The organism is Rubrivivax gelatinosus (genome assembly GCF_016583785.1).
Lineage (GTDB): Bacteria > Pseudomonadota > Gammaproteobacteria > Burkholderiales > Burkholderiaceae_C > Rubrivivax > Rubrivivax gelatinosus_B.
Genome location: NZ_NRRU01000083.1, coordinates 1 through 24,580 on the forward strand (window position 1 = coordinate 1; position 24,580 = coordinate 24,580).

Sequence of the window (24,580 nt, forward strand, 5' to 3'; positions counted from 1 at the left end):
CACCGCCTCGGGGACATCGGTTATTACGTCGCCGGCCGCGGCAAGCCGCTGCTGCTGGTGCACACGGTCAACGCCGCTGCATCCGCGGCGGACGTTCGGCCCATCTTCGAGCATTGCAGCGAAAGCCGCACCGTGTTCGCGCTCGACCTGCCCGGTTTCGGCAGCAGCGATCGCAGCGACCGCGAGTACACGCCGCGCCTGATGACCGACGCCGTGCTCGCGATGCTGGGCCCGATCCGCGAACGCTGCGGCCCCGGCCCGGTCGACGTGCTCGGCGTTTCGCTGGGCTGCGAGTTCGTCGCCCGCGCCGCGAGCGAGATGCCCGAGGCCTTCGGCCGCATCGCGCTCGTCAGCCCCACCGGCTTCGCCGGCCGGCGCACGCTGCGTGGCCCCGAAGGCAGCACGCTCGGCAAACCCTGGCTGCACCGCATCCTGGCGGCGCCGCTGTGGGCCAACGGCCTGTACCGGTTGCTGACGCGCCCCGGCGTCGTGCGCTACTTCCTCGAGCGCACCTGGGGCAGCAAGCGCATCGACGAAACGCTCTGGGCCTACTGCGTCGCCAGCGCACGCCAGCCCGGCGCGCGCCATGCGCCGCTGCACTTCCTGGCCGGCAACCTGTTCGGCGCCGACATGCACCGCATCTACCAGGCGCTGCAGCAGCCGGTCTGGGCCAGCCACGGCGTGCTGGGCGACTTCACCGACTACCGCGCGATGTCCATCGTCGCCGGCCGTCCGAACTGGCGCTTCAGCGTCTACCCGACCGGCGCCCTGCCCTACTTCGAGGTGCCGCGGCCGTTCTTCAACGAACTCGACGGCTTCCTCGCGCAGCCGGCCACGGCGGCGCTGCGGCCGGTGCTGGAAACGGTCTGATCGAATCGCCCCGCGTCCGGGCTGCCGGACGCGCGGCCATTCAACGCACGGTGTCGTCGATCAGCACGCGCACGTCGCGTGCACCGACGGCCACCGGCTGGCTGAAGCCCTGCAGGTCGCCAGGCCGCGGCAAGGCGTCACCGCTCTTGCTGATGCGCACGCCGATCACGACACGCTGCTGCGAACTCAGCTTGGCGTCCGGGCTCATCGCCTGGCTGTCGTCGAGCGTGAAGCTGAACGGCAGGTCGGCCGCGGTTTTGCGCAGCGTCGCCAGCGGCATGCGCGGGCCTTCGGCCGGACGCGCGAAGACAAACACGGTGTCGCCCGGCGCGATGCGCTCTTGCAGCGCCGGCGCCAGTTCGACACGGCCCGAGACGCTGGTGGCGCCCGCCGCCGCAGCAGTCTTGCCGGCGGCCGCCGGTGCGGCAGCCGAAGCCGCGGCCACCGGAGCCATGCCGCCACGGCGCCGGGCTTCGTCGACGGCACCCTGCAACTGCTTGGCGAACTCGCCCTGCGGGCCGGCCGCCTGTATGGCACGTTCCCACAAGGCCGCCGCCTGCGGGTACTGCTCGCGGTTGAACGCGATCGTGCCGCCCAGCGCCAGCGCCTTGACGTTCTTCGGATCGGCCTTCAGCGCCTGCGCGATCAGGCGCTCGGGCTCGCCTTCCAGCGAGCGGTTGTTGGCCATGCCCAGCGCGTCGGCCAGGTCGGCCAGCGCCTGGGCGTCGCCGGGCTTGAGCGCGCTCACCTTGCGGAAGGCCTTCAGCGCGTCGTCGGCACGGCCGAGTGCGGCGTAGGTGCGGCCGAGCATCTGCCAGGCCTGCACGTCGTCGGGCGTGCCCTTCAGGCGCTCCTCGAGCGCCGCGACCATGGCCTCGATCTGCTTGGCGTCCGGGCCATCGGCCTCGGCGCCAGCGCCGGCCGCAGCCTGCTCGCGCAGCGCCGGGTCGGGCGGGCCGACCTTCCAGCCCTGCCAGTCGCCGTGCAGCGCGTAACCGGCGACGCCGGCGACGAGCACGAAGGCGGCGACGATGGCCTTGAGCCGGGTCGGCAGCCGCGGAGCGGCTTCGGCCACCGGCGCCGGCGCGGTGGCCTGCGTGGTGACGGCGGCGACGATGCGGCGTTCGAGGTCTTCGCGGGCGGCGCGCGCGGCGTCGCCGGTCAGCACTCCCTGCCGGCTCAGCGTTTCCAGCTCTTCGAGCTGGCGCTTGAGCTCATCGAGGGAGGCGGGGTTCGTCATCATCGTCGGGGGTGTCGGGGTCGAAGGCGTCGGGCGAGGCACGCTGGCGCCGGCGCAGGGTGATGAAGAGCGCCAGCAGCGCGATCGCCAGCAGCACCGGCGGGCCGACCCACAGCAGCGCGGTGGTCGGCTTGAACGGCGGCTTGTAGAGCACGAAGTCGCCATAGCGCGCGGTCATGTAGGCGCGGATCTGGTCCTCGTCCATGCCACGCTGCAGCATCTCGCGCATCTGCTGGCGCAGGTCGACCGCGAGGTCGGCGTGCGAGGCGGCGATGGTCTCGTTCTGGCAGACCAGGCAGCGCAGCTCTTCGGCCAGCTTGATCATGCGCGCCTCGACGACCGGGTCGTCGGCCACCGGCGGCGCTTCGGCGGCGAAAGCGGCCAGGCCGGCGGCGCAGGCGAGCGCGGCGGCGAGGCGGCGGGTCCAGCGCAGCAGATCAGCCATTGAGCTTCCTCACCAGCGGCTCGATCGTGTCGCGCAGCACCTCGGGCGTCACCGGGCCGATGTGCTTGTAGCGGATGACCCCGGTCTTGTCGACGACGAAGGTCTCGGGCACGCCGTAGACGCCGAAGTCGATGCCGATGCGGCCGTCGCGGTCGACGAAGGAGGCCTTGTACGGGTCGCCCAGGCGCTGCAGCCACTGCTTGGCAGCGCCGGCTTCGTCCTTGTAGTTCAGGCCGTACAGCGGCACCGAGGCACGTTTGGTCCAGTCGACCAGCACCGGGTGCTCCTCGCGGCAGGCGGTGCACCACGAGGCCCAGACGTTGAGGATCCAGACCTGGCCGACGAGGTCCTGCTTGCCGACGCTGCGCTCGGGCTCCTGCAGCAGCGTGGTGCGGAACTCGGGCGCGGGTTTGTCGATCAGCGGCGAGGGCACTTCGCGCGGGTTCAGGTTCAGGCCGACGGCGAGAAAGCCGACGAGCACCAGGAAGGCCACCAGCGGCCAGAGGAAACGGTTCATGCGAGGCTTTCCGCGGGGCTGCGGGTGGCGGCCGCGGCGGCCTGGCGCACGCGGTAGCGGCGGTCGGCCGCGGCCAGTGCGCCGCCGAAGACCATCAGCAGGCAGCCGCCCCAGATCCAGGAGACGAAGGGTTTGTAGTGCACGCGCACGACCCACTCGCCGGTGGCGAGCTGCTCGCCCATCGAGACGTAGAGGTCGCGCCAGAGGTTGCCGTCGACGGCAGCCTCGGTCATCGGCATGGTCTGCACGCGGTAGATGCGTTTTTCGGGGCTCAGCGTCGACAGCGTGCGGCCGTCGCGGCTGACCTCGATGACACCCTGCGCGGCGACGTAGTTCGGCCCCTGGACCTCACGCACTTCCTTCATCGTGAAGGTGTAGCCGCCCATCGTCGTGGTGTCGCCCGGGCCCATCTTGACGTCGCGTTCGGTCTCGTAGGTGTTGACCATCGAGACGCCGAAGGCGAACACCGCCACGCCCAGGTGCGCGAACATCATGCCGAACATCGCGCGCGGGATCAGGCGCACGCGGTGCAGCAGCTGGCCGCGCTGGGCGCCGGCCGGCCACAGGCGCTGGCGCAGGTCGACCAGCGTCGCGAACACGATCCAGTAGGCCATCGCCAGGCCGCCGGTGGTGGCCGGCGCGATGCGGCCCGCGGCCCAGCCGGTGGCCAGCGCGGCGGCGATGGTCGCCACCGCCGGCAGCAGCAGGCGGCGCAGCAGCGGGCCTATCTCGTCGTGTTTCCAGCGCGTCAGCGGGCCGAAACCCAGCACCAGCACCAGCGGCGCCATCAGCAGGCCGAAGACGGTGTCGAAGTACGGCGGGCCCACCGAGATCTTGCCCATGCCCAGTGCGTCCAGGAACAGCGGGTACAGCGTGCCCAGCAGCACCGCGCCGGTGGCCACCGTCAGCACCATGTTGTTGACCAGCAGCAGCGACTCGCGCGAGAGCAGCCCGAAACGCTGGCCCAGGCCGACCTTGGGCGCGCGCCAGGCGAACAGCGCCAGCGAGCTGCCGATGACGATGACGAGGAAGGCGAGGATGAACAGGCCGCGGCGCGGGTCGGTGGCAAACGCGTGCACCGAGGACAGCACGCCCGAGCGCACGAGGAAGGTGCCGAGCAGCGACAGCGAAAACGCCGCGATCGCCAGCCACACCGTCCAGACCTTGAAGCCGCCGCGTTTTTCCGTCACCGCCAGCGAGTGGATCAGCGCCGTGCCGACGAGCCAGGGCATGAACGAGGCGTTTTCGACCGGGTCCCAGAACCACCAGCCGCCCCAGCCGAGCTCGTTGTAGGCCCACCAGGAGCCCAGCGCGATGCCGAAGGTCAGGAAGATCCAGGCCCAGGTGGTCCAGGGCCGCGTCCAGCGCGCCCAGCCGGCGTCGAGGTTGCCGCCCAGCAGCGCCGCGATCGCGAACGCGAAGGCCACCGAGAAGCCGACGTAGCCCATGTAGAGCATCGGCGGGTGGAAGATCATGCCCGGGTCCTGCAGCAGCGGGTTCAGGTCGCGGCCGTCGGGCACGCCCGGGATCAGGCGGTCGAAGGGGTTGCTGGTGATCAGCATGAACAGCAGGAAGCCGGCCGCCACCAGCCCCATCACGCCCAGGATGCGGGCGACGAAGGCCTGCGGCAGCGAACGGCTGAACAGCGCCACCGCCACCGTCCAGCCGGCGAGCATCAGCACCCACAGCAAGAGCGAGCCTTCGTGGCCGCCCCAGACCGCGGCGATCTGGTAGACCACCGGCAGCGCCGAGTTCGAGTTCTCGGCGACGTAGGCGACCGAGAAGTCGTGGCGCAGGAACGAGACCGTCAGCAGCCCGTAGGCCGCCAGCACCAGCAGCGCCTGCCAGGCGGCCAGCGGCCGCGCCAGCGCCATCCAGTCGCCGCGGCCACGATGGGCGCCGACGATGGGCATCACGCCCTGGGCGATGGCGACGGCGAGCGCGAAGAACAGCAGCAGATGGCCGAGTTCGGGGATCACTTGGAGTCTCCGGTGGCCAGCGTGTCGGCGCTGTGTTTCATCTTCTGCGCGCGCTGCATCGCGTCGGCGGCCTCGGGCGGCATGTAGTTCTCGTCGTGTTTGGCCAGCACCTCGCGCGCGGTGAAGGTGCCGTCGGGGCCGAGCTGGCCCTGGGCGACGACGCCCTTGCCTTCCTTGAACAGGTCGGGCAGCACGCCTTCGAAACGCACCGGCACGTCCTGGGCGGTGTCGGTGACGACGAAACGCACCATCACGCCTTCGCGCACCACGCTGCCTTCGCGCACCATGCCGCCGATGCGGAAGGTGCGGCCTTCGGGCGCTTCCTTGGTCGCCACCTGCGTCGGCGTGTAGAAGAAGACGAGGTTGCTGTTGAAGGCGTTGAGCACCAGCGCCGCGGCGGTGCCGACGGCGGCGAGCACGCCGAGCGCGATGGCGGCGCGTTTGTGGCGCGGCTTCATTGTTCGCCTCCGTCGCGGGCGGCGGCGAAGGCACGCGCGCGGCGGCGCTCGGCCAGATGCGACTCGGCCAGCATCGCCACCAGCATCACGCCGTAGGAGCCCCAGACATAGAGGCCGTAGCCGCCCATGGCGAGGAATTCGTCCCAGGAGTTCCAGTACATCGTCAACCCTTCCGAGCGCCGACCAGGCCACGGACCCAATCGGTGTCCGACTCCTGCTCCAGCACGATGGCGCGGGCGCGCGTGAACACGACCGCGAAACTGTAGGCCCAGCAGGCCAGCGTCATCAGCAGCATGGCCGTCAGCATGGTCGAGGCCATCTTCGGCGCCGCCGTCATGCTGACCGTCGCGCCCTGGTGCAGCGTGTTCCACCACTTCACCGAGAAGTAGATGATGGGCACGTTGACCGCACCGACGATGGCCAGCAGCGCGCCGGCATTGGCCGCGCGGCGCGCGTCGTCGATGGCTTCGGTGAGCGCGATGTAGCCGAAGTAGAGCAGCAGCAGGATGAACTCGGAGGTGAGGCGCGCGTCCCAGACCCACCAGGTGCCCCAGGTCGGCTTGCCCCACAAGGCGCCGGTCCACAGCGCGAGGAAGGTGAACATCGCCCCGGTCGGCGCCAGCGCGCGCGCGTACATCGACGCCATGCGCGCGTTCATCGCCCAGCCGACGGCGGCGAAGAAGGCCATCACGAGGTAGATCACCATCGACATCCAGGCCGCCGGCACATGGATGAAGATGATGCGGTAGGCGTCACCTTGCTGGAAGTCGCTGGGCGCGATGCCGAAGCCCATGGTCAGGCCGGCGATGGCGAACAGCACCGTCACCGCCCAGCACCAGGGCACGAGGCGGCCGGCGAGCGAATAAAAGCGCGAGGGCGCGGAGAACGTCGACCAGCGCAGGCGTTGGGTCATGGTCCGGACTTGAGGGGTCAGTCGAGCGAGATGCGCAGCGCCGCGGCCGTGGCCAGCGGCGCGCCGAGCGCGGTGAGGATCAGCACCGCGCCGAGCAGCGAAAAATGGGCGGCCGGCGACAGGCCGCTGTCGACGGCACCGACGGCGCCGGTGCCGAAGATCAGCGTCGGCACCGTCAGCGGCAGCACGAGCAGGAAGACGAGCGCGGCGCCGCTGCGCAGGCCCAGCGTCAGCGCCGCACCGACGGCGCCCAGCAGGCTCAGCACCGGGGTGCCGACCAGCAGCGTCGCGGTGAGCGCGGCGATGGCGCGGCCGTTCATGTCGAACAGCAGGCCGATCAGCGGCGCCGCGATGACCAGCGGCAGCCCCGTCGTCAGCCAGTGCGCGAACACCTTGCCCGTGACCAGCAGCACCAGCGGCTGCGGCGCCAGCAGCATCTGCTCGAGCGAGCCGTCCTGGTGGTCGGAGGCGAACATCTGCGTCACCGAGAGCATGGCCGCGAGCAGCGCGCAGACCCAGACGACGCCGGGGCCGATCTGGCGCAGCGTCGCCGGCTCGGGGCCGACACCGATGGGGAACAGCGCCGCGGCGACGATGAAAAAGCCCAGCGGCAGCAGCGCCTCGACACGCCTGCGCCCGGCAAGCAGCAGGTCGCGCTGCGTGGTGGCCAGCAGCATCGAACTCATGCTCGGTGGCGGAGGATGTGACGCAACATGAGACTGATGCGCGACGGCTCGACACGCCTGCTCCCGGCAGGCAGCAAGTCGCGCTGCGTGGTGGCCAGCAGCATCGAACTCATGCTCGGGGTCTAAGGATGTGACGGAACATGAGGCTGTTACGAGGGGAACAGGGGATTGTAATTAGGCGTGAGGTCACCGGGAAAACGCGGGGTCACCCTGCCGGCGTGGCCGGCGGCACACGCGCGGCGGCCGCGTCCTCGGGGTCCTGCCAGTCTCGCGGCAGGTCGTGCGCGATGCCTTTGTGGCAGGCGATGCAGCTCTTGCCCTCGGCCTGCGCGCGCTGGTGCTTGGCGTAGGCGCTCTTCTTCTGCACGTCGGGCGCCATCGCCTCGAAAGCGTGGCAGCGGCGGCACTCGGCCGAGCCGCCGGCCTGCATGCGGCCCCACTCGCGCGTGGCCATCAGCAGCCGCCGGGCCTCGAACTTCTCCGGCGTCGAGATCGTGCCCTGCTGCTCGTGCCAGAGCTCGCGTGCACCCTGCAGGTGGCGCAGCAGCCGCCCGGCGGTGTCGGGCGGCACGTGGCAGTCGGCGCACTGCGCGGCCACGCCGCTGCGGTTGCCGTGGTGCATCGACAGCTTCATCTCGGCCAGCGGCGTCTGCATCGTGTGGCACGAGGTGCAGAAGGCGTTGGTCTCGACGCGCTGCAGCGCGAAGCTGCCGCCAGCGAAGGCGAGCGCGCCCAGCACCAGGCCGAGCAGCAGCACGGCCCAGGGCCAGCGGGAACGGAAACGACCGGAAGCACGCGCCAAGCAGGACCTTTCTCAGCGCGTCAGGATCCACTGCGCGAGGTTCTCCAGGTCGGCGCGTTCGCCGCGCACGACCTTGTGTTCCTCTTCGTGGCCGTCAGGGAACTTGGCTTTCTCGCCGCTCGTCAGGTGCAGGACGACACGGTCGACGGCGCCGGGCTTGCCGCGGAACTTCTTCGCCGTCTGCTGGAACGAGGGCCCGTCCTTGGCCTTGTCCACCGCGTGGCACTTCAGGCAGTTGTTGCGCCTGACCATGGCCTCGGCCGCGGCTTCGTCCAGCGCCGCCGCGGCGCCGGCGGCACCCAGCCCGGCGGCCAGCAGCAGCACGGCGGCGACGGAGCGGACGCGAACGGGTCGGACGGGGCGGGTCACGGGTCTCCTCGATGCGGTGATGGCTCGATCCGGGGCCGGTGCTTGGACGCCGGGCCGCTGCGGAGCGCGCGATCTGGACTCAGTCCAGACCTTAACCGCGGCCGACCCGTCGTGCCGCGCTCTTCGCGGCTTTCTTGACAATTATCAGACGGATGCCGCCGCCCGGCGCGAGGGCTGGGCGCGGCGCGTCTCCAGGTCGTATTGCAACGCACCGGCGAGCTCGACGACCTGGTGGCTGGTCAACAGAACCGCACCACCGCGCGCCGCGTGCGCCAGCAGCAGCTCGGACAGGCGCGCCGTGCTCTGGGCGTCGAGCGCGTCGTAGGGCTCGTCCAGGATCCAGGTGCGCGGCGTCTCGTCCAGCGCCAGGCGCGCGAGTGCACCGCGGCGACGCTGACCTTGCGACAGCGTGCGCACCGCGGCGCCAGCGCGGTCGGCTAGACCGGCCGCGGCCAGCGCCGCGCCGGCGCGTGTGTCGGCGTCGGCAACACCCGAGAGCCGCCCGAGGAAAGCGAGCGACTCGCGCAGCGTCAGGTCGTCCTTCAGCGCGTTGGCGTGGCCGATGTAGACGATGGCTTCACGCGCTTCGGTGCCGGCGGCACGCAGCGGGCGGCCGTTCCACAGCAGTTCGCCCGCCTCGGGCGTCGACAGCCCGGCGAGGATGCGCATCAGGCTGGTCTTGCCGCTGCCGTTGGTGCCGCGCAGCCAGGTGATCGTGCCCGGCGCGAGCCGGATGTCGACACCTTCGAACAACAGCCGGCGGCCGCGGCGGCAGGCGAGTGCGCGGCCTTCGAGGCCGGTGGCCAGCGAGGCGGTGGTGGAAGCAGATGCGGCCACGGCGGTAAGGGTTCGGGAAGCCGGGCGACCCGGCGGCGCGCGATTCTGGCACGCGCCGCGGGCCCGCCTTCAGCGCAGCCGCCGGTGCAGCCGGGCGATCTCGTCCTCGAGGTCGGCGACCAGCGCCGCCAGTTCGGGCACGGCGTCGAAGTCGCGCTCCAGCAGCGCCAGCCGGCGCACGCGGTGCAGCGCGAAGGCGTCGAAGCGCCAGTTGCCGCCGCTGCCTGCCGCCGGCTGCAGGTAGCCGGCCTCGACCCGTTCCAGCACCCAGCCCGGCGCCACGGTGCCGACGCGGCACAGCTCGTCGAGCGTCAGCAGCAAGGCCTCGTCCAGCCGTTGTTGCACGTCGGGCCTCATGCCGCGCCCTCCCCGCGTTCGGCCTCGGCTGCCGCCACCTTGCGGGCGTCGAAGTCGGGCAGTTCACGCGCCATGCGTTCGTAGATCTCCTTGGCACGCGGCTCCAGCGCGCTCGGCAGCACGACACGCAGCACCAGGTCCAGGTCGCCCGGCGGCGAGCCCGGCAGGCCGCGGCCACGCAGCGTCAGCCGCCGCCCCGACTGCGCGCCGGCCGGCACGCGCACCTTGAGCGTCGAGCCGTCGGGCAGCGTCAGCGGCACCACCGAACCCAGCGCCGCTTCCCAGGGTGCGACCGGCAGTTCGCCGATCAGGTCGGCGCCGTCGACACGCCAGTGCGCGTGTTCACGCAACTGCACCTCGAGCAACAGGTCGCCCGGCGGATGCCCCGCGCCGCCCTGCCCGGCCAGCCGCACCATGCGCCCCGGGCGCACGCCGGGCGGCAGCGTGACGTCGAGCGTGCGTTCGCCCAGCACCACGCGGCCGTCGGCACCGAGCTGCGGCTGGCGCAGCGAGACCCGGTGCACGCCGCCGCGCAGCGCGTCCTCCAGGTCGAGCACGATCTTGGCGTGGTGGTCCTCGCCGCGGCCGGCACCCGGCCGGTTGCGGCGCGGCGCACTGGCGCGGCCGAAGATGTTCTCGAAGAATTCGCTGAAGTCGCCGTAGTCGGCCGCGCCGGCGCCGGGCCGGCCGCCGCCGCGGAACTCGAAGCCCGCGTCCCAGTCGGGTGGCGGCGTGAAACGTTCGCCGGCCTGGTGGCCGCGGCCGATCTGGTCGTAGGCGGCGCGGCGTTCCGGGTCGGACAGCACCGCGTGAGCCTCGTTGACCTCGCTCATGCGCGTGGCCGCGTCGGGCTCCTTGCTGACGTCGGGGTGGAACTTGCGCGCGAGCTTGCGGAAGGCCTTCTTCACGTCCTCCTGCGTCGCGTCGCGCGGCACGCCCAGCACCTGGTAATAGTCCTTGAACTCCACCGTGTAAGGCCTCCGATGTCGCTAGGTGGAGGCGGGACGCGTGGCTTCAAGGTCCATAAGGGCAATCCTGTTCGCCGGCGTCAGTCACACGAGCGGCTGCAGGCGCTTTCTCGCGGTCGCGCCGGGCTTGCCGCGGGTCTTCGCTGCAGGCCTCGGTCGGACATATCGCCCCTGTTCGGTGCCCGCCGCGGAATGCGCAGCTTCGGCGCTGCGCTGCCCCAGCAGCACGTCACCCGAGATCTGCAGCCCGGTCCGGATCCGCCTCATCATCGACAGCGTCAGCGGCCTCCTGCGGCTCAGCACCTCGTAGACGCGGTTGGTCGCCCCGATCAGCGGCACCAGATCCTGGACCGTCAAGCCCAGTTGCTCCATCCGGAACTTGATCGCTTCGATGGGGTCGGGCGCGTCGATGGCGTGATGCCTGCTCTCGTAGGCGTTCAGGAGCATCAGCAGGACCTCGAAGCGGTCGCCCTCGGGCGTGCCGGGCTGGGGAGGACTGTCGAAGAGCGCCGACGCGGCCTTAAGGGCGGCCCGGTAGTCAGCTTCGGTGCGGATGGGCTTGATTTCCATGTTCACTCCATCTCGACGGTCGCAGCGTCGATGGCGTCGTACTGCTGGTGGGTGCCGACGAACTTGATGTACAGGGCACCGAAGTCATAGGCCAGCGCGACGATCAATCGGTAGTCGTTGCCCTTGATGTTGAAAACCACGCGGTTGTTGCCGACGAAGCTGGCGCTGCGGTACTGATTCTTGATGTCCTGCGGACAGGTCCAGCTGGCACGCGCGGCTTCGGCGTACCAGGCTTTCAGCGCCTGTTCGGAGTTCCGGTAGAGCGGATTGAGCCAGAAGGCCTCCAGCCTCGATCTCGCCACGACGTTCATGCCGCTTCATCTCGTGCTAACCGCCCTGGCGAGCAGTTTAGTCCCAAATTGGGACCCTGACCACCGGCCGAGTCGCTGGTGGACGCCCTCGCCTGCGCCAGAGCTGCCGGAAGACGGCACGCCCCTCGGTCCGGGGGTGCAGACGCCTGCTCCGTCCGGCAACAACCCCTTGCAAATCAGGCACTTGGACCGGGTGTCCGAGGGCGCGCCGGCCGGGCGTGCCGACACGCCGCTGTCACCCGCGCCGCCAACCATGCGCACGCACCGGCCGCCCGAGCCGGTGCCGAAGAAAAACGCGTTGCCGCGGCCTCGTGCCCGCAACGCTTCATCCACCCACAGGAGCACACCACCGTGACCACCTCCCGTCGCAAGTTCATCCAGGGGGCCGCCCAATCGGGCATCGCCGCGGCCACCCTGAGCGCGTTTCCGCCCAGCATCCAGAAGGCGCTGGCCATCCCCGCCCACAACGAGACCGGCACGATCCGGGACGTCAAACACGTGGTCATCCTGATGCAGGAGAACCGCTCGTTCGACCACTACTTCGGCGTGCTCAAGGGAACGCGCGGCTTCGGCGACCGCTTCACGGTGCCGCAGCCCGGCGGCCGCAGCGTCTGGGAGCAGCTGGACGCCAGCGGCAACCCGGTGCTGCCCTACCACCTGGACTGGACCAAGGGCAACGCGCAGCGCGTCTCGGGCACGCCGCACAGCTGGGTGGACGGGCAGCTGGCCTGGCTGGACGGGCGCTACGGCTACTGGCCGGCGGTGAAGAAGACCGCGTCGATGTCGTTCTACGAAGAAGCGGAGATGCCGTTCCAGTACGCGCTGGCCAACGCCTTCACGCTCTGCGACGGCTACCACTGCGCGATGCACACCGGCACCAACTCGAACCGCATGTTCCTGTGGACCGGCACCAACGGCCCCAGCGGCACCGGCGTGGCTTCGCTGAACAACGAGTGGGACGGCTTCAGCCCGAGCGACGACGGCAGCGTCGGCTACGAATGGGGCACCTACCCCGAGCGCCTGCAGGCCGCCGGCGTCAGCTGGATCGTCTACGAAAACATGCCCGACAACTACGGCGACAACTCGCTCGTCGGCTTCAAGCAGTACCGCGCCGCCAACCAGGCCTCGGGCAAGCCCGTCGGCACCGACGGCGGCCCCTACGCCGCCTACGACCCGGCCAGCGACGACGCCCACAACCCGCTGTACAAGGGCGTGGCCAACACGATGCCGGGCACCGCCGGCGACGTCGACGGCTACTTCAAGACCTTCCGCGACGACTGCAAGAACGGCAAGCTGCCGCAGGTGTCGTGGGTGGTGGCGCCGGCCACCTATTCCGAGCACCCGGGGCCGTCCAGCCCGGTGCAGGGCGCCTGGTACATCCAGCAGGTGCTGGACGCCTTGACCGCCAACCCGGAGGTCTGGAGCAAGACCGTCCTGTTCATCAACTTCGACGAGAACGACGGCTACTTCGACCACGTGCCGTCGCCGGCCGCGCCGGCGCCGCTGCCCGACGGCACGCTGGCCGGCAAGACGACGCTGACGGCCGCCGAGCTGGCCTACGAATACAACAACTACCCCTCGCCCCCCGGCACCACCGGCCAGCCGCAGAAGGGCGGCAGCAACTACGACTACGGCGCGCAGGACGGCCGCATCTACGGCCCCGGCGTGCGCGTGCCGATGTACGTGGTCTCGCCCTGGAGCCGCGGCGGCTGGATCAACTCGCAGGCCTTCGACCACACCTCGGTGATCCGCTTCCTGGAAGCGCGGTTCGGCGTGAAGGAGCCGAACATCGCGCCGTTCCGGCGTGCGGTGCTGGGCGACCTGACCAGCGCCTTCAACTTCGCCAACCCGAACAACGAGCCGCTGCCGACGCTGGCTGGCCGCAAGACCAAGGCCGAAGCCGACGCGCTGCGCGCCGCGCAGCAGGCGCTGCCGCAGATCACGCCGCCGGCCGGCCGCGGCGTGCCGGTGCAGGCCACCGGCTACCGCCCGTCGCGTGCGCTGCCTTACGAGCTGACCGTGACGGCGCACGTGCAGGAGCGCCTGGGCCAGCTGCGCCTGGTGTTCCGCAACAGCGGCCGCAGCGCCGCGGTGTTCCACGTCTACGACAAGCTGAAGCTGGACGCGATGCCCAGCCGCCAGCCGATCCCGACCGACCCGGCCGCGCTGCTGGAGTTCCGCGACAAGCAGTACCCGCAGCCGCGCCGCTACATGGTGCAGCCGCGCAAGGCGCTGGACGACGTCTGGGCGGTGCAGACCGACAGCGCCGGCCGCTACGACTTCTGGGTGCTGGGCCCGAACGGCTTCCACCGCCGCATCAAGGGCGACCTGACGGCGCTGCGCCCGCGGCTGGCGCCGTCGCCCGAGGTGCTGCTGAGCTACGAACCGCGCAACGGCGGCCTGCGCCTGGAAGCGCGCAACGACGGCACCGGCCCGGTGACGCTGCGCGTGCGCTCGAACAAGGTCTACGGCAGCCTGACCGCCACCGGCAGCGGCGGCGCCGCGGGCGGCAGCGGCACGGCCTGGGAGCTGAAGTTCAGCGGCCGCGGCGAGCAGGCGCTGTACTGGAACCTGGACGCCACCGGCTGGTGGTACGACTTCATCGTCACCAGCGACAACGACCCGAGCTTCCTGCGCCGCCTGGCGGGGCGCATGGAGACGGGGCGGCATTCGGTGAGCGATCCGGGGATGGGGCTGGTGGACAGCTTCTGACTGTTCGCCGCGGCGCCGGGGCGGGGCTTTTCGGGCCTCGCTTCTTCGGCGCCTTGATGTGAGGTACTTGGGCTGCTGCGGCCGTGATGGCTGTGACGGCCCTTTTCGTTTCTGGTGTGGTTCGCGCGCCGCTGGTTTTGCGCCGCGGCATGCCGGCATCGGCGCGAGAGCCGGCCACCGGGGCGTGTCCCTCCGTTCATGTCCCCCGGGCGGGCTGCGCCCGCCCTCCTCCTAATACTTCACTGCGGGACACGCCCCGGCGGCCGGCTCCGGTGCGGGGGAGGGGCGCTTGCAGGTTGCGGCGCGCCTCGTTCAGAGCATCAGTGGCACCACTGCTGCTCGCACGGGATGCCGTCGCCGTCACCGTCCATCTCAGTGTTGGGACAGCGGTCGAGGAAGAACTTGGCCTCTGCGCACGAGTGCATCTGCGTGCAGCGCGTGCGACCGTCGCAACTGAACCGGGGCGGCGTGGCGGCCGGCACGGGCGCCGTCTCCCTGCGGGTGGGCGCCGCCGCAGAAGCCGCCGCCGCACGGCGGGCCTTCTCGGCGGCGTTCAGTTCTTCGAGCGTCGGGTCCTTGCGCGGCTGCGTCGAAGGGCACGGCGCTTGTTGGTAGGTGACGGTGCCGTTGATGAGGCACTTGTTCATCGTCGCCGCGTCGGCCCTGGTGGCGGCCGTGACGAGCGTCACCGCAGCAACGGCGAGGCACTGCCCCGACAGGGCCGAAAAGAAAGGCCGCTGCCGGCTCCGCTCGACCTTGCATCCCGTCACCCGGTCGACGCGCCCGGCGCTCGTGATGCCGAATTGCAGACCCATGCTCATGATCGATATCCGTCCTGATGAACCACGGGGGACAAGGCCCTCGGTATGTTGATCCGGGCTACCCGCCAGCCAGCACGCCCACGGTCTGCACCCAGCCGGACGATGCATCCAAGCCCCTGGTCGGCTCGACGTCAACCTTCTTGGCACCGATGCACGGCGAGTCCGAATAGATGACCTTGCCATTGCTCTCGCATCGAAACACGTCGCGGGACGGAGTAGGGAGTTTCTGCGCCTGCGCCGCGGTGGCACCAAGGGCAGCGGCAAGGCACAGAGCAAAGCGTATAGCCATGAAATCTGGGACCGAATCGAATGAGTTTAGGAGCATTGGCGAAAAGCACCGGTATCCAGATCCCCGCCCTAGGTTATCCCGCAGGCAAGGGCGCTCCGGCATGTCGGCGTTGTTCGCAACACTGTTCAGCCTTCCCGGAGATCACGCAACCTTCAACGAGGCCCACTTACAAATCGCTAGCATGGCGGAAGCGAGGCCAGACCGAACAGTTAGACAGCGGATATTTCCCGAGCTTCTGGCAGTACTACGTCACTGGATTCGGTTCACCTTAGTCAGTGGCTTCAAATGCTTGCGTTGACTTCTTGGATGGTCGCTTAGGGTCGCCGAAATCGATGATGCCTTCAAGAACAATTTTCCCGTCGCGATAAGTCATTTTGATAACTTGAGCCAGCTCAATTTATGGCGCTTTACAATCAGGAATGACACCATACCGCTTGATCATCTGCGGCCCCGGCACACCATCCGCAACTCCTTCGGTTAGGCCGAAACAAGGTCCGCGTCCGCTCGATGGAGGGGTTAGGCATCAGCGTTGTAGTCGATGATGATCAGTACCCCTTTTGCGGTGTCGTACAGGATCATCATCGAATAAATGAATAGCGCGGCAATTGCAGAGCCAAAGAACATGCTTGCATTGGGGATTTCCTTCGTGAATCTTGACTGCTGAACAGTGAGCAGCAGGATCGCTGCACCAATTAGCACCACCTGTTCCTTCACGGACAGTAGAAACTGAGCTCGGGTTTCCCTAAACTCTCCTTCGTGACCGTGCTTCTCGATGAGCTCTCGGATCTTGGTGAGCACTATCCCCATCGTTGCTGAGTTGACAGCTAGAAGCGCAATGAGGATGTTGATGAGGTTGGCTTTGAGAAATTCCGTGAAGTAGGAGCTTTCGAGCCACACTTGAGCCAGCTGACAGAGAAATCCCGCTCCCAGGGCAATCAGGGTTGTTCGGAGAACCTGCGCTATCACTTCAGCAGTTCCTGCAGCAAGGACGCAACATTCTCAGGTGTGCCTTTGAGAACCGCCTCGTCGACTGTCACTTCGCGCACGGTGCGCGAGGTGTGTAGAAGCTTCTTAATCCCGGCCAGTCGAATTGCTATGTCTCCGCCACCTTGACTGCTGTAGTCGACGAGGGCGTTGACTAGTGGATCGGACTGATCCAGCTTCAAGGAAGAACCTGGGTCGGACGCGATTGCAACATGGCTCTTCACGGCATTCGTTCTCTTGGCAAACTGCTTGAGGTTCTCCGGTAGAACTCCGGAGATGTTCGCCATGTTGGGTGTTACAAGCTCAAAGTCTACTTCTTGGATCTTTCCTTTGTGCCGTTCCACGAGATCCCAAAAGACCTTCTTCTCGAAAAGCGGCTCGTAGAGTGCAGTAAGCTGATTCTTGGCGAGAACTGGCTCGACAGAGTCAAAGACAAGCTTCAAAACCGCCTGGGTGTCCTGAAAAGCGTTCGCTCGGTGTTGGACCGCGATCAGTTGCTTGTCCGGCGCATTCCAGATGACTAAGAGAATTTTTGGCCAGTTATCAATGACTTCAGTCTTGAAGTCTCGCGTTTCGTGCTGCAGCGAACGGTTGGCAGCGATCCGATAAAGAAGCAGATCGTCGGCCTGCACCAGGCGCTGCGTAGCGGTCTGCGTGCGCCCGCCAGTGAAGGCGAGCGATGACGATAGCGCTTCAGCGAAGATATGATTCTTCTTGGAAATTAGATCTTCAACCGTAGCGGCGCCATAGAGATCGCCCTGAAAGTGCCTGTCGACCGGCAGCAACTGGTACCGGTAGAGATGGAATCGGGTTATGGCGCGTCGCGCCATGTGTGATTCTGATGCCTAACGAATGAAAGGGACATCCCCATAGCGTCCCACCCGCCCGAGGTTATCCCTCAGGGAAGGACGGTCGCCTGGTACGACGATGGGGTTGCGACATCTCATCCTCCACCCGGCTGACGCAAGGAGATGTCCATGACGATTCTGTTTCTCGGGATCGATCTGGCCAAGAACGTGTTTGCCCTGCACGGTGTCGACGAGCGAGGCAAACCTGCGCTGGTGCGCCCGGCAGTGCGTCGCGACCAGTTGCTCGAAGCGGTGGCCCCTGCCGCCGTGCACCATCGGCATGGAAGCCTGCTCGGGCGCGCACCACTGGGCTCGGCGCTTCCAGGACTTCGGCCACACGGTGCGGCTGACGGCGCCCAAGTTCTGCAGCGCCTGGACGAGCGCGTGGCCGCGTACGACGAGCAGATCCGGCTGATGGCCCAGGCCGAGAACCGCGCCCGCGCTCTCATGGTCATGCCCGGCATCGGCTCGACCACCGCCAGCGCGCTGCTGGCGAGCATCGGTTACGGACACGACTTCGCCAACGGCCGCCAGCTCGCCGCCTGGATGGACCTGGCGCCAAGCCAGTACAGCTCCGGCGGCAAGAACCGGCTCGGACGCATCACCAAGGCCGGCGACGCCTACCTGCGCACGCTGTTCATCATGGGAGCCCGCGCCGTGCTGGCCGCCGCGGCCAACAAACACGACCGGCTGAGCCGCTGGGCCACCGCGCTGGCCGAGCGCCACGGCTACTGGAAGGCTGTGGTCGCCATCGCCGCCAAGAACGCGCGCATGGCCTGGGCGATGCTCGCCAAGGGCGAAGAGTTCAAGCCCATGGCCTGAACAACAGCCGCGCCGCCCAAGCCAACCGCCAACCTCATAGGAGAACGGCGACCTTGAATGCGTTTTTGCCACCGCGTGACGCCTGCGTTGATGGATCAAGGTTGGACCTGCGCGGTGAGTACTCGTTTAACTCAAGGCGGTGCCGGACACTGCGACCGCGGCTAACGAATGGGCCTTGCAGGCCGCGCCGGGCCAGTGGCCCGGCCCCTCGTGTGGCGCAGGCCGGCCACTGGCCGCCCTGCGTCCGCAATTGGCCCCCGCGCGCGTCTTTCATCAGGGCCCGCAGCATCGAGCGCTGCATCAAAGGCCGGTTGTAGTTTTGCAGTCCGCACATTGGTTCTCTTGCCATCAGGCGATGCAATGGCAGTACACCGTCGAAGTGCTTTGATGAATCGATGATCGATTCATCAAGAACTCGTTTTGCTTGACAGGTGAGGATGCCATTGTAACGAATTAAGCTGCGCCGCGAAGCGGAGTCGGCTTGGACGAATTGTTAGTTTGCACCGGATGAAACCAAGATCGCGAAACCTTGAATAGCCGCTGCCGCCGCTGCCGCATAAGCGCCACGCCGACTCCATTTTTGCTGGAGCTTTGCGCTCTCAATGACGTCGTTCCCGTACGACTCTAAGGAAGCCTCAATCCAGCCGTCAGCACTAACCTTGTCTTTTGCCTTAACTTGAACGGTGGCAGAGACGAACCAAAGAATGGCCGCAAAAAATGCGAGACCGGCCGAAAGATAGTTGAGATGATTAGCGGTCATGATTCGTGCGTAACCTAACAACCTAGTTAACTGGCGCCGGAGCGCGAAGCGCCGATGGTACCGCTACAGGCCATGAAAATTCCAAAGGCATAGCCTGTAGTGGCGTCCGCATTTAACGACCAGTTATGACAGATGCAAATGCAGTTGCGTTGCTCATCTTGGCATGTTGGCGGAACACCGTGGCTGCATGGATGCTAGATCTTGATGTTGAGCATCCGCGCATCGGATGCGATGAGATCGTAGCGCTCGACAAAGGAGCGAATCTTTGAACGATCTTCGTCGTACGTTTTGCACCATCGACCACACGCTTGACCGAACTCGAGAATCAGTTCACGGAGGTTGTAATAACCTATCGCTGTTTGATCAAGCCGCACCTCTTTTGGGATCTCCCCAACGTAAGCAACTAGCTTCCGGATCGCTCCAGATTGCACTTTTCGAGAGCTGAGGCTGCTCATGTGTAATAGAGAATTTCTCTGTTCCCAGAGCTCTTCTGCAGAAATGCCAAGAGGCCTTAGGTCTGCGTATTCGTTTAGCCACTTCACAAAACCGCCTGGAATGTCACCGTACTCGATGTGGCTTACAGAATCTATAGCTACAACTAGCAGCTTTGTGGCAGACACATAGTGCTGATGTTGGAAGAGGATTCGAACCGGCTGAAAGAAATCTGCATTGAGAAGTCCGGAGAAATCAAACCCATCGTCTGTGAAGAAGGTTCCAAAGTAGTCAACGGACATGAAAACCTAACGTCTAAATTCACCGGCGATGCGCAATTTATCGCGCAGCGTCCGGTGGAATTATGGGTTATGCGTATTTCATTGGGCATCAGGGTATAGCACTAACGTACCATTTGATACCATAAGGTAATAATCTAATCTATCTGGAAACTCGATCAAAAACCTCAGACTTGATAATATTTTCTGAAGACGAAGGCAGGCCTCAATTTTCTCCTCAAAGTCGGCCCTAGTGTATTTCGGATAAACAGAGGACTCACCTGACTTATTACTTTTGAGCTTTTGTCCAACAACATGATTTTTGCCGCCTCCCCAGTCAGGGTCGTCAATAGGAGGGCACCATTTAGTGTGGATAATTTCATTTCTGGCTGCGGTCAAATCCTGCATCTCCTGAAATGTCTTTTTTAGCACAACCTGAAATCTCTCTTGGTCAAAAAATTCTGCCAAGAGTGCTTGCAGTAGAATTCTTAGTGGTTCAGCTGTTTGATTTGCCAAGAGTATTTTTCTAATAGAGCGATTTCTTAAACCTTCTTTTTCAAGTACATCCATTGCGCATTCCTCCATTTCGCAACAGGCCTGCTCAAATTCAACCGCAAATTGCCCAATGAGATGAAAAAACTCTTCTCTTTTCAATTAAACCTCCTCTTGCTGCGTATCAGAATTTTCTGCATTTAGACACATAACTCGTTATATGCAATGCAGCACATGAACGCCGCATAACACAACCAACGCTCGCGTAACGGGCGCCTCGAACGGAGGTTCAAGCTCTTGTCGCGCTTGAGATTTCGATCGCCGGGCATCCAGCTCCACGGGCGTAAAAATGACGCGAAAAGCGGCGCCCATTCCAGATTATTCTGAGCCCGCCGCACTGCCCCGCCAAGCCCACCGCCCACCGTCGAGAGGAGTTTGTTCACGCCAAGCAAACAAACCCCGCCCTGCCGCGGGCGTCGGGTGGCCGGTGTAGGGAAGTATTAGGAGGAGGCCCGGCGCAGCCGGGCCGGGGGACATGACCGGAACCGGCCACCCGGCGGCCGCAGCATACAGCGAGCGCCAGCGTGCAACCGGCCACACCCAACCAACTGCGCCAGATCAAATCCACACAGCCGCACCACCCAAACACGGTCCCCAGCGCCAACAAGTAGCGACAAGACGACCCCCAAAGCGCGCCAAACAGACCCCTCTTGAAAGCCCGACCCCCGACCCCTAACTGACCGGTACAGCCAGCGGTGGCACCGAGTCAGCCCCGCCGGCCGCAACCGGACTTAGGAGGTCAACCATGTACCGCACCCTGTTCCCGCGCGACGTCTTCGCCGAGCTGGATCGGCTCCAACGCGACATGACGTCGGTATTCGATGGTTCGCCCAGCATCCGCGGCATCGGCCGCGGCGGTTATCCGGCGCTCAACGTCGGCAGCACCGAGAACTCGTTCGAGGTCTACGCCTTCGCACCCGGGCTGGACCCGGCCGCCATCGAGGTCAACCTCGACCGCGGCGTGCTCACGATCGACGGCGAACGCAAGGCCGAGGCGCTGCCTGCCAGCGCCGAAACCAAGCGCACCGTGCACCTGGAAGAGCGCTTCGCCGGCCGCTTCCGCCGCGTCGTCAGCCTGCCCGAGGACATCGACCCGAACGCCGTCTCGGCCGACTACAAGGACGGCGTGCTGCACGTCAGCGTCAAGCGCCGCGCCGCCACCCAGCCGCGCCGCATCGCCGTCAACTGATTGCCGCTTACGGAGGACACCATGAACGCCGTCACCCAAACCCGTGACACCGCTTCCGCCCGCCGCGAACCGGCCCTGCTGCCGCCTGTGGACGTGGTCGAGGACACGACCGGCATCACGCTCTACGCCGACCTGCCGGGCGTGCCGCGCGAGAACCTGAACCTGCGCGTCGAAGGCGACCAGCTGCTGCTGGAAGCCGACATGGCGCTGGCCATGCCCCAGGGCGTCGAGGCCCAGCACGCCGAGGTGCAGCTCTCGCGCTACCGCCGCGCCTTCACGCTGAGCAAGGAACTCGACGCCGAGAAGGTCAGCGCCGAGATCGCCCACGGCGTGCTGCGTGTGCGCATCCCCAAGGCCGAGCACGCGCAGCCGCGCAAGATATCGGTCCAGGTCGCCTGACGAAGCACCGCTCCGGCCGGCTGCCACCCGGCGGCTGGCCGGCCCTTCGCATCCCCATCGGAGCAATGCCATGAAGATCGACGAGATCCGCCAAGGCTTCGGCACGCTGTGGGACAGCGTGACCGAAGGCTGGGACCGGCTGCGCCACTCGGCCGCCGGCGCCCTGACCCGCCTGCGCCCGGGTGAAGACACCGCCCTGCCCGCCCGCGAAGACATAGACGACGCCTTCTGGTTGCCCAGCAACGGCTGGGCGATGATGGGCGGCGAAGTCTTCGAAGACGAGAACCGCCTCGTCGTGCGCCTGGAAGCGCCTGGCCTGGAGAAGGAAGCCTTCGACGTCCAGATCCAGGGCGACGTGCTCGTCGTGCGCGGCGAAAAACGCTTCGAGCGTGAGACCAGCGACGGCCGCTGGCGCGTGATGCAGTGCGCCTACGGCGCCTTCCAGCGCAACGTGCCGCTGCCGGTGCCGGTGCGCGGCGAAGAAGCCCGCGCCAGCTACCGCAACGGCGTGCTGCGCATCGAGCTGCCCAAGCTCGCGCCCGGCAAACCGCGCACGGTCTCGGTCCAAGTCGGTTAGGCGCCGGCGCGGCGGGGGCCGGCGCCCCGCAGCCGCGCCAGCAGCTTGCGCCCTTCCTCGGCCCACAGCACGGCGCTGGCCAGCGCCACCAGCGTGCCCCACAGCGCGGCCGTCATCGGCACGGTGTGGAACAGCCGGTTCATCGCCGGCACATGCACCACCGCCAGCTGCAGCAGCACGCTGGCGGCCAGCCCGCCGGCGAGCCAACGGTTGCGCAGCCAGCCGCCGAGGAAGGCCGAGCGCCAGCGCGACTGGCAGTTGACGACGTTGAACCACTGGCACATCGCCAGCAACGTGAAGGTCTCGGTGCGCACCTGCTCGATCGCGACGCCGGCCGCCAGCCGCGTGCTGTACCAGCCGTAGGTCACCGCGACCGCGACGCTGGCCATCAGCGCGATGCGGCCGAACATCGAGCGGTCGACCAGCGCGTCGTCGCGCGCCACCGGCGGGCGCTGCATCTCGTCGCCGTCGGGCGGGTCCATCACCAGGTTCACCGTCAGCGTGCCTTCCGTGACGATGTTGATCCAGAGGATCTGCACCGCCAGCAGCGGCAGCGGCTGGCCGCCGGCCAGCGCCAGCAGCAGCAGCGCCACCTCGTCGATCGAGGTCGCGAACAGGTACAGGATCACCTTCTTCAGGTTGCCGTAGACCACCCGGCCCTGCTCGACGGCGCCGACGATGGTGGCGAAGTCGTCGTCGGTGACGACGATCTTGGCCGCGCTCTTGGCGACCTCGGTGCCGGTGATGCCCATCGCGACGCCGACATCGGCCCGCGCCAGCGCCGGCGCGTCGTTGACGCCGTCGCCGGTCATCGCGACGACCTCGCCGCGCGCCTGCAGCGCCTCGACGATGCGCAGCTTCTGCGCCGGATGCACCCGCGCGAAGACGGCGATGCGGGTGATGCCGGCGCGCAGCTCGGCTTCGCCCAGGCGCTCGAGCGCGGCGCCGTCCAGCGCCTGGTCCTGGGCGCCGGCGATGCCCAGCTCGCGTGCGATCGCCAGGCCCGTGAGCTTGTGGTCGCCGGTGACCATCACGACGCGCACGCCGGCGGCATGGCAGGCGGCGACGGCGGCGCGCACCTCCTCGCGCGGCGGGTCGATCTGGCCCGCCAGCCCGAGCAGGCGCACGCGGCCCAGGTAGGCCTCAGGGTCGGGGGCCGCATCGGCCGCCAGGCCGTCGACGCTGGCGAAGGCCAGCACCCGCAGCGCCCGGGTCGCCATCGCCTCGGCCTCGGTGCGGGCGGCGGGGTCGTGGCCGGCGACCAGGCGCAGCACCGCTTCGGGTGCACCCTTGATCAGCAGCCGGGCGCCGCCGCTGCCGTCGGCGTGCAGCGTCGCCATCAGCTGGCGGTCGGCGTCGAAAGGCAGCTCGGCCAGCCGCGGCGCGGCGGCGCGTGCGGCGGCGACGTCGACGCCGGCCTTGGCGGCCAGCGTGCACAGCGCACCTTCGGTCGGGTCGCCAGCGATGCTCCAGCCGGCGGCGCCGGCCGGCGGCCGCAGCTCGGCGTCGTTGCACAGCGCCGCGGCCCGGGCGAGTGCCGCCAGCGCCGGGTCGGCGTCGGCGCGCAGCAGGCCGCCGCCGGCGCGGATCTCGCCTTCAGGTGCGTAGCCGCCGCCGCTCACCTCGGCGCGGCGGCCGCCGGCTTCGGGCCACCACAGCGCCGTCACCGTCATCTCGTTGCGCGTCAGCGTGCCGGTCTTGTCGCTGCAGATCACCGTCGTCGAGCCCAGGGTCTCGACGGCCGACAGGCGCCGGATGATCGCGCCGCGTGCCGCCATGCGCTGCATGCCGACGGCCAGCGCGATCGTCATCGCCACCGGCAGGCCCTCGGGCACGACCGAAACCATCTGGCTGATCGCCACCATCAGCACCTCGGCCAGCGGCAGCCCGCGCCACAGCCCCAGCAGCACGACGGCGACGAAGAGCAGCAGCGCCGCGCCCACCAGCCAGCGGCCGAAACGGTCGATGCGCCGCTCCAGCGGCGTGCGCTGCTCGGCGGCACCTTCGGTCAGCCCGGCGATGCGGCCGACCTCGCTGTCGCGCCCGGTGGCGACGACGACAGCGGCGGCGCGGCCGCCGGTGACGTAGGTGCCGCCGTAGACCATGTTGCGCCGGTCGGCCAGGCCCGTGGCTTCGGGCAGCGCGGCGGTGTTCTTGACCACCGGCAGCGATTCGCCGGTCAGCGCCGCTTCGGCGGCCTGGCACTGCACCGCCTCGACCAGGCGCGCGTCGGCCCCGACGGCGTCGCCGGCGGCCAGCAGCAGCAGGTCGCCGGGCACCAGCTCGCGCGCCTGCACCAGCTGCTCGGCACCGTCGCGGCGCACGCGCACGCGCAGCGTCGAGAGCTGGCGCAGCGCCGCCATCGACCGTTCAGCGCGGCCTTCCTGCGCCGCGCCGACGAGCGCGTTGACGGCGACGACGACCAGGATCACCGCCGCGTCGGCGTGGTGGCCCAGCGTCACCGCGATCAGCGCGGCGACGAACAGGATGTAGATCAGCGGGCTCTGCAGCTGCTGCAGCAGCGTGCGCCAGGCCGGGCGCGGCGGCGGCTCGGGCAGCGCGTTCGGGCCGTGGCGCGCCAGGCCTGGCGCACGC

26 protein-coding genes and 2 pseudogenes are annotated in these 24,580 nt (G+C 67.7%); 6 read left to right on the top strand and 22 right to left on the bottom strand.

What is annotated here, in order from left to right:
• Window positions 1-870: alpha/beta fold hydrolase (locus CKO43_RS19065; protein ID WP_200379597.1), on the top strand; the 870-nt coding region annotated here is incomplete at its 5' end.
• Window positions 871-910: 40 nt separating this feature from the next.
• Here the strand turns inward: CKO43_RS19065 and ccmI are convergent.
• From ccmI to CKO43_RS19140, 15 genes and pseudogenes are all read right to left on the bottom strand, one after another.
• A complete protein-coding gene (gene ccmI / locus CKO43_RS19070; RefSeq protein ID WP_200379598.1) occupies window positions 911-2,113 on the bottom strand; it encodes a c-type cytochrome biogenesis protein CcmI in 1,203 nt (400 codons plus the stop codon).
• Window positions 2,085-2,555, bottom strand: coding sequence for a cytochrome c-type biogenesis protein (locus tag CKO43_RS19075; RefSeq protein WP_200231998.1), 471 nt, complete (start codon window positions 2,553-2,555; stop codon window positions 2,085-2,087). Before CKO43_RS19075 ends, ccmI begins: the two co-directional genes overlap by 29 nt.
• Complete coding sequence (locus tag CKO43_RS19080; protein WP_200379599.1) at window positions 2,548-3,072, bottom strand: DsbE family thiol:disulfide interchange protein; 525 nt, start codon at window positions 3,070-3,072, stop codon at window positions 2,548-2,550. The genes CKO43_RS19075 and CKO43_RS19080 overlap by 8 nt, the downstream gene beginning before the upstream one ends.
• Window positions 3,069-5,051, bottom strand: a complete 1,983-nt coding sequence (locus CKO43_RS19085; RefSeq protein ID WP_200379600.1) for a heme lyase CcmF/NrfE family subunit — start codon at window positions 5,049-5,051, stop codon at window positions 3,069-3,071. Before CKO43_RS19085 ends, CKO43_RS19080 begins: the two co-directional genes overlap by 4 nt.
• Complete coding sequence (gene ccmE, locus CKO43_RS19090; RefSeq protein ID WP_200232001.1) at window positions 5,048-5,509, bottom strand: cytochrome c maturation protein CcmE; 462 nt, start codon at window positions 5,507-5,509, stop codon at window positions 5,048-5,050. The genes CKO43_RS19085 and ccmE overlap by 4 nt, the downstream gene beginning before the upstream one ends.
• On the bottom strand, window positions 5,506-5,670 hold the full coding sequence (gene ccmD / locus CKO43_RS19095) for a heme exporter protein CcmD (RefSeq protein WP_200232002.1): 165 nt from the start codon (window positions 5,668-5,670) through the stop codon (window positions 5,506-5,508). The genes ccmE and ccmD overlap by 4 nt, the downstream gene beginning before the upstream one ends.
• 2 nt (window positions 5,671-5,672) lie before the next feature.
• Complete coding sequence (gene ccmC, locus CKO43_RS19100) at window positions 5,673-6,422, bottom strand: heme ABC transporter permease CcmC (RefSeq protein ID WP_200232003.1); 750 nt, start codon at window positions 6,420-6,422, stop codon at window positions 5,673-5,675.
• Window positions 6,423-6,439: 17 nt separating this feature from the next.
• On the bottom strand, window positions 6,440-7,108 hold the full coding sequence (gene ccmB, locus CKO43_RS19105) for a heme exporter protein CcmB (RefSeq protein ID WP_200232004.1): 669 nt from the start codon (window positions 7,106-7,108) through the stop codon (window positions 6,440-6,442).
• A 205-nt stretch (window positions 7,109-7,313) separates the two neighbouring features.
• Window positions 7,314-7,910 (bottom strand): NapC/NirT family cytochrome c, encoded by a 597-nt coding sequence (locus CKO43_RS19110; protein WP_200379601.1) that lies wholly within the window; start codon window positions 7,908-7,910, stop codon window positions 7,314-7,316.
• A 12-nt stretch (window positions 7,911-7,922) separates the two neighbouring features.
• Window positions 7,923-8,279: a c-type cytochrome gene (locus tag CKO43_RS19115; protein ID WP_346728308.1), complete on the bottom strand. Its 357-nt coding sequence runs from the start codon at window positions 8,277-8,279 to the stop codon at window positions 7,923-7,925.
• Window positions 8,280-8,423: 144 nt separating this feature from the next.
• Window positions 8,424-9,116 (bottom strand): cytochrome c biogenesis heme-transporting ATPase CcmA, encoded by a 693-nt coding sequence (ccmA, locus tag CKO43_RS19120; RefSeq protein WP_200379602.1) that lies wholly within the window; start codon window positions 9,114-9,116, stop codon window positions 8,424-8,426.
• A gap of 69 nt (window positions 9,117-9,185) precedes the next feature.
• Window positions 9,186-9,473: a chaperone modulator CbpM gene (locus tag CKO43_RS19125; protein WP_200379603.1), complete on the bottom strand. Its 288-nt coding sequence runs from the start codon at window positions 9,471-9,473 to the stop codon at window positions 9,186-9,188.
• Complete coding sequence (locus CKO43_RS19130; RefSeq protein WP_200379604.1) at window positions 9,470-10,441, bottom strand: DnaJ C-terminal domain-containing protein; 972 nt, start codon at window positions 10,439-10,441, stop codon at window positions 9,470-9,472. Before CKO43_RS19130 ends, CKO43_RS19125 begins: the two co-directional genes overlap by 4 nt.
• 219 nt (window positions 10,442-10,660) lie before the next feature.
• Window positions 10,661-11,011: pseudogene (locus tag CKO43_RS19135) on the bottom strand (helix-turn-helix domain-containing protein); the annotation flags it as partial.
• Between the two features lie 2 nt (window positions 11,012-11,013).
• On the bottom strand, window positions 11,014-11,322 hold the full coding sequence (locus CKO43_RS19140; RefSeq protein WP_200379605.1) for a type II toxin-antitoxin system HigB family toxin: 309 nt from the start codon (window positions 11,320-11,322) through the stop codon (window positions 11,014-11,016).
• 351 nt (window positions 11,323-11,673) lie between these two features.
• On the opposite strand from CKO43_RS19140, the gene CKO43_RS19145 reads away from it, so the two are divergent.
• Window positions 11,674-14,034 carry a phosphocholine-specific phospholipase C gene (locus CKO43_RS19145; RefSeq protein WP_200379606.1) on the top strand — a complete coding sequence of 787 codons (2,361 nt, stop codon included), beginning with the start codon at window positions 11,674-11,676 and terminating at the stop codon, window positions 14,032-14,034.
• 320 nt (window positions 14,035-14,354) lie between these two features.
• Here CKO43_RS19145 and CKO43_RS19150 read toward each other — a convergent pair whose 3' ends face one another.
• From CKO43_RS19150 to CKO43_RS19160, 3 genes are all read right to left on the bottom strand, one after another.
• Window positions 14,355-14,855 (bottom strand): excalibur calcium-binding domain-containing protein, encoded by a 501-nt coding sequence (locus CKO43_RS19150; protein ID WP_200379607.1) that lies wholly within the window; start codon window positions 14,853-14,855, stop codon window positions 14,355-14,357.
• 805 nt (window positions 14,856-15,660) lie between these two features.
• Window positions 15,661-16,110, bottom strand: a complete 450-nt coding sequence (locus tag CKO43_RS19155; protein WP_200232468.1) for a hypothetical protein — start codon at window positions 16,108-16,110, stop codon at window positions 15,661-15,663.
• Window positions 16,107-16,958, bottom strand: a complete 852-nt coding sequence (locus CKO43_RS19160) for a hypothetical protein (protein WP_200379608.1) — start codon at window positions 16,956-16,958, stop codon at window positions 16,107-16,109. Before CKO43_RS19160 ends, CKO43_RS19155 begins: the two co-directional genes overlap by 4 nt.
• A gap of 147 nt (window positions 16,959-17,105) precedes the next feature.
• On the opposite strand from CKO43_RS19160, the pseudogene CKO43_RS19165 reads away from it, so the two are divergent.
• A pseudogene (locus tag CKO43_RS19165) lies at window positions 17,106-17,798 on the top strand (IS110 family RNA-guided transposase).
• 493 nt (window positions 17,799-18,291) lie between these two features.
• Here CKO43_RS19165 and CKO43_RS19170 read toward each other — a convergent pair.
• The 3 genes from CKO43_RS19170 to CKO43_RS19180 form a co-directional block, all read right to left on the bottom strand.
• Window positions 18,292-18,558, bottom strand: coding sequence for a hypothetical protein (locus CKO43_RS19170; protein WP_200232470.1), 267 nt, complete (start codon window positions 18,556-18,558; stop codon window positions 18,292-18,294).
• A gap of 194 nt (window positions 18,559-18,752) precedes the next feature.
• Window positions 18,753-19,292, bottom strand: coding sequence for a hypothetical protein (locus CKO43_RS19175; protein WP_200379609.1), 540 nt, complete (start codon window positions 19,290-19,292; stop codon window positions 18,753-18,755).
• Between the two features lie 78 nt (window positions 19,293-19,370).
• The gene (locus CKO43_RS19180) at window positions 19,371-19,922 is read right to left on the bottom strand and encodes a hypothetical protein (protein WP_200379610.1); all 552 of its coding nucleotides are present in this window, start codon (window positions 19,920-19,922) and stop codon (window positions 19,371-19,373) included.
• Window positions 19,923-20,565: 643 nt separating this feature from the next.
• Between CKO43_RS19180 and CKO43_RS19185 the strand changes: the two genes are divergently transcribed.
• The 3 genes from CKO43_RS19185 to CKO43_RS19195 all read left to right on the top strand — a co-directional run bounded on the left by CKO43_RS19185 (window position 20,566) and on the right by CKO43_RS19195 (window position 21,985).
• Window positions 20,566-21,009 carry an Hsp20/alpha crystallin family protein gene (locus tag CKO43_RS19185; RefSeq protein ID WP_200379611.1) on the top strand — a complete coding sequence of 148 codons (444 nt, stop codon included), beginning with the start codon at window positions 20,566-20,568 and terminating at the stop codon, window positions 21,007-21,009.
• 21 nt (window positions 21,010-21,030) lie between these two features.
• Window positions 21,031-21,408, top strand: coding sequence for an Hsp20/alpha crystallin family protein (locus CKO43_RS19190; RefSeq protein ID WP_200232285.1), 378 nt, complete (start codon window positions 21,031-21,033; stop codon window positions 21,406-21,408).
• A gap of 70 nt (window positions 21,409-21,478) precedes the next feature.
• Complete coding sequence (locus CKO43_RS19195) at window positions 21,479-21,985, top strand: Hsp20/alpha crystallin family protein (protein WP_200379612.1); 507 nt, start codon at window positions 21,479-21,481, stop codon at window positions 21,983-21,985.
• Here CKO43_RS19195 and CKO43_RS19200 read toward each other — a convergent pair.
• Window positions 21,982-24,580: cation-translocating P-type ATPase (locus CKO43_RS19200; RefSeq protein ID WP_200379613.1), on the bottom strand; the 2,599-nt coding region annotated here is incomplete at its 5' end. The genes CKO43_RS19195 and CKO43_RS19200 overlap by 4 nt on opposite strands.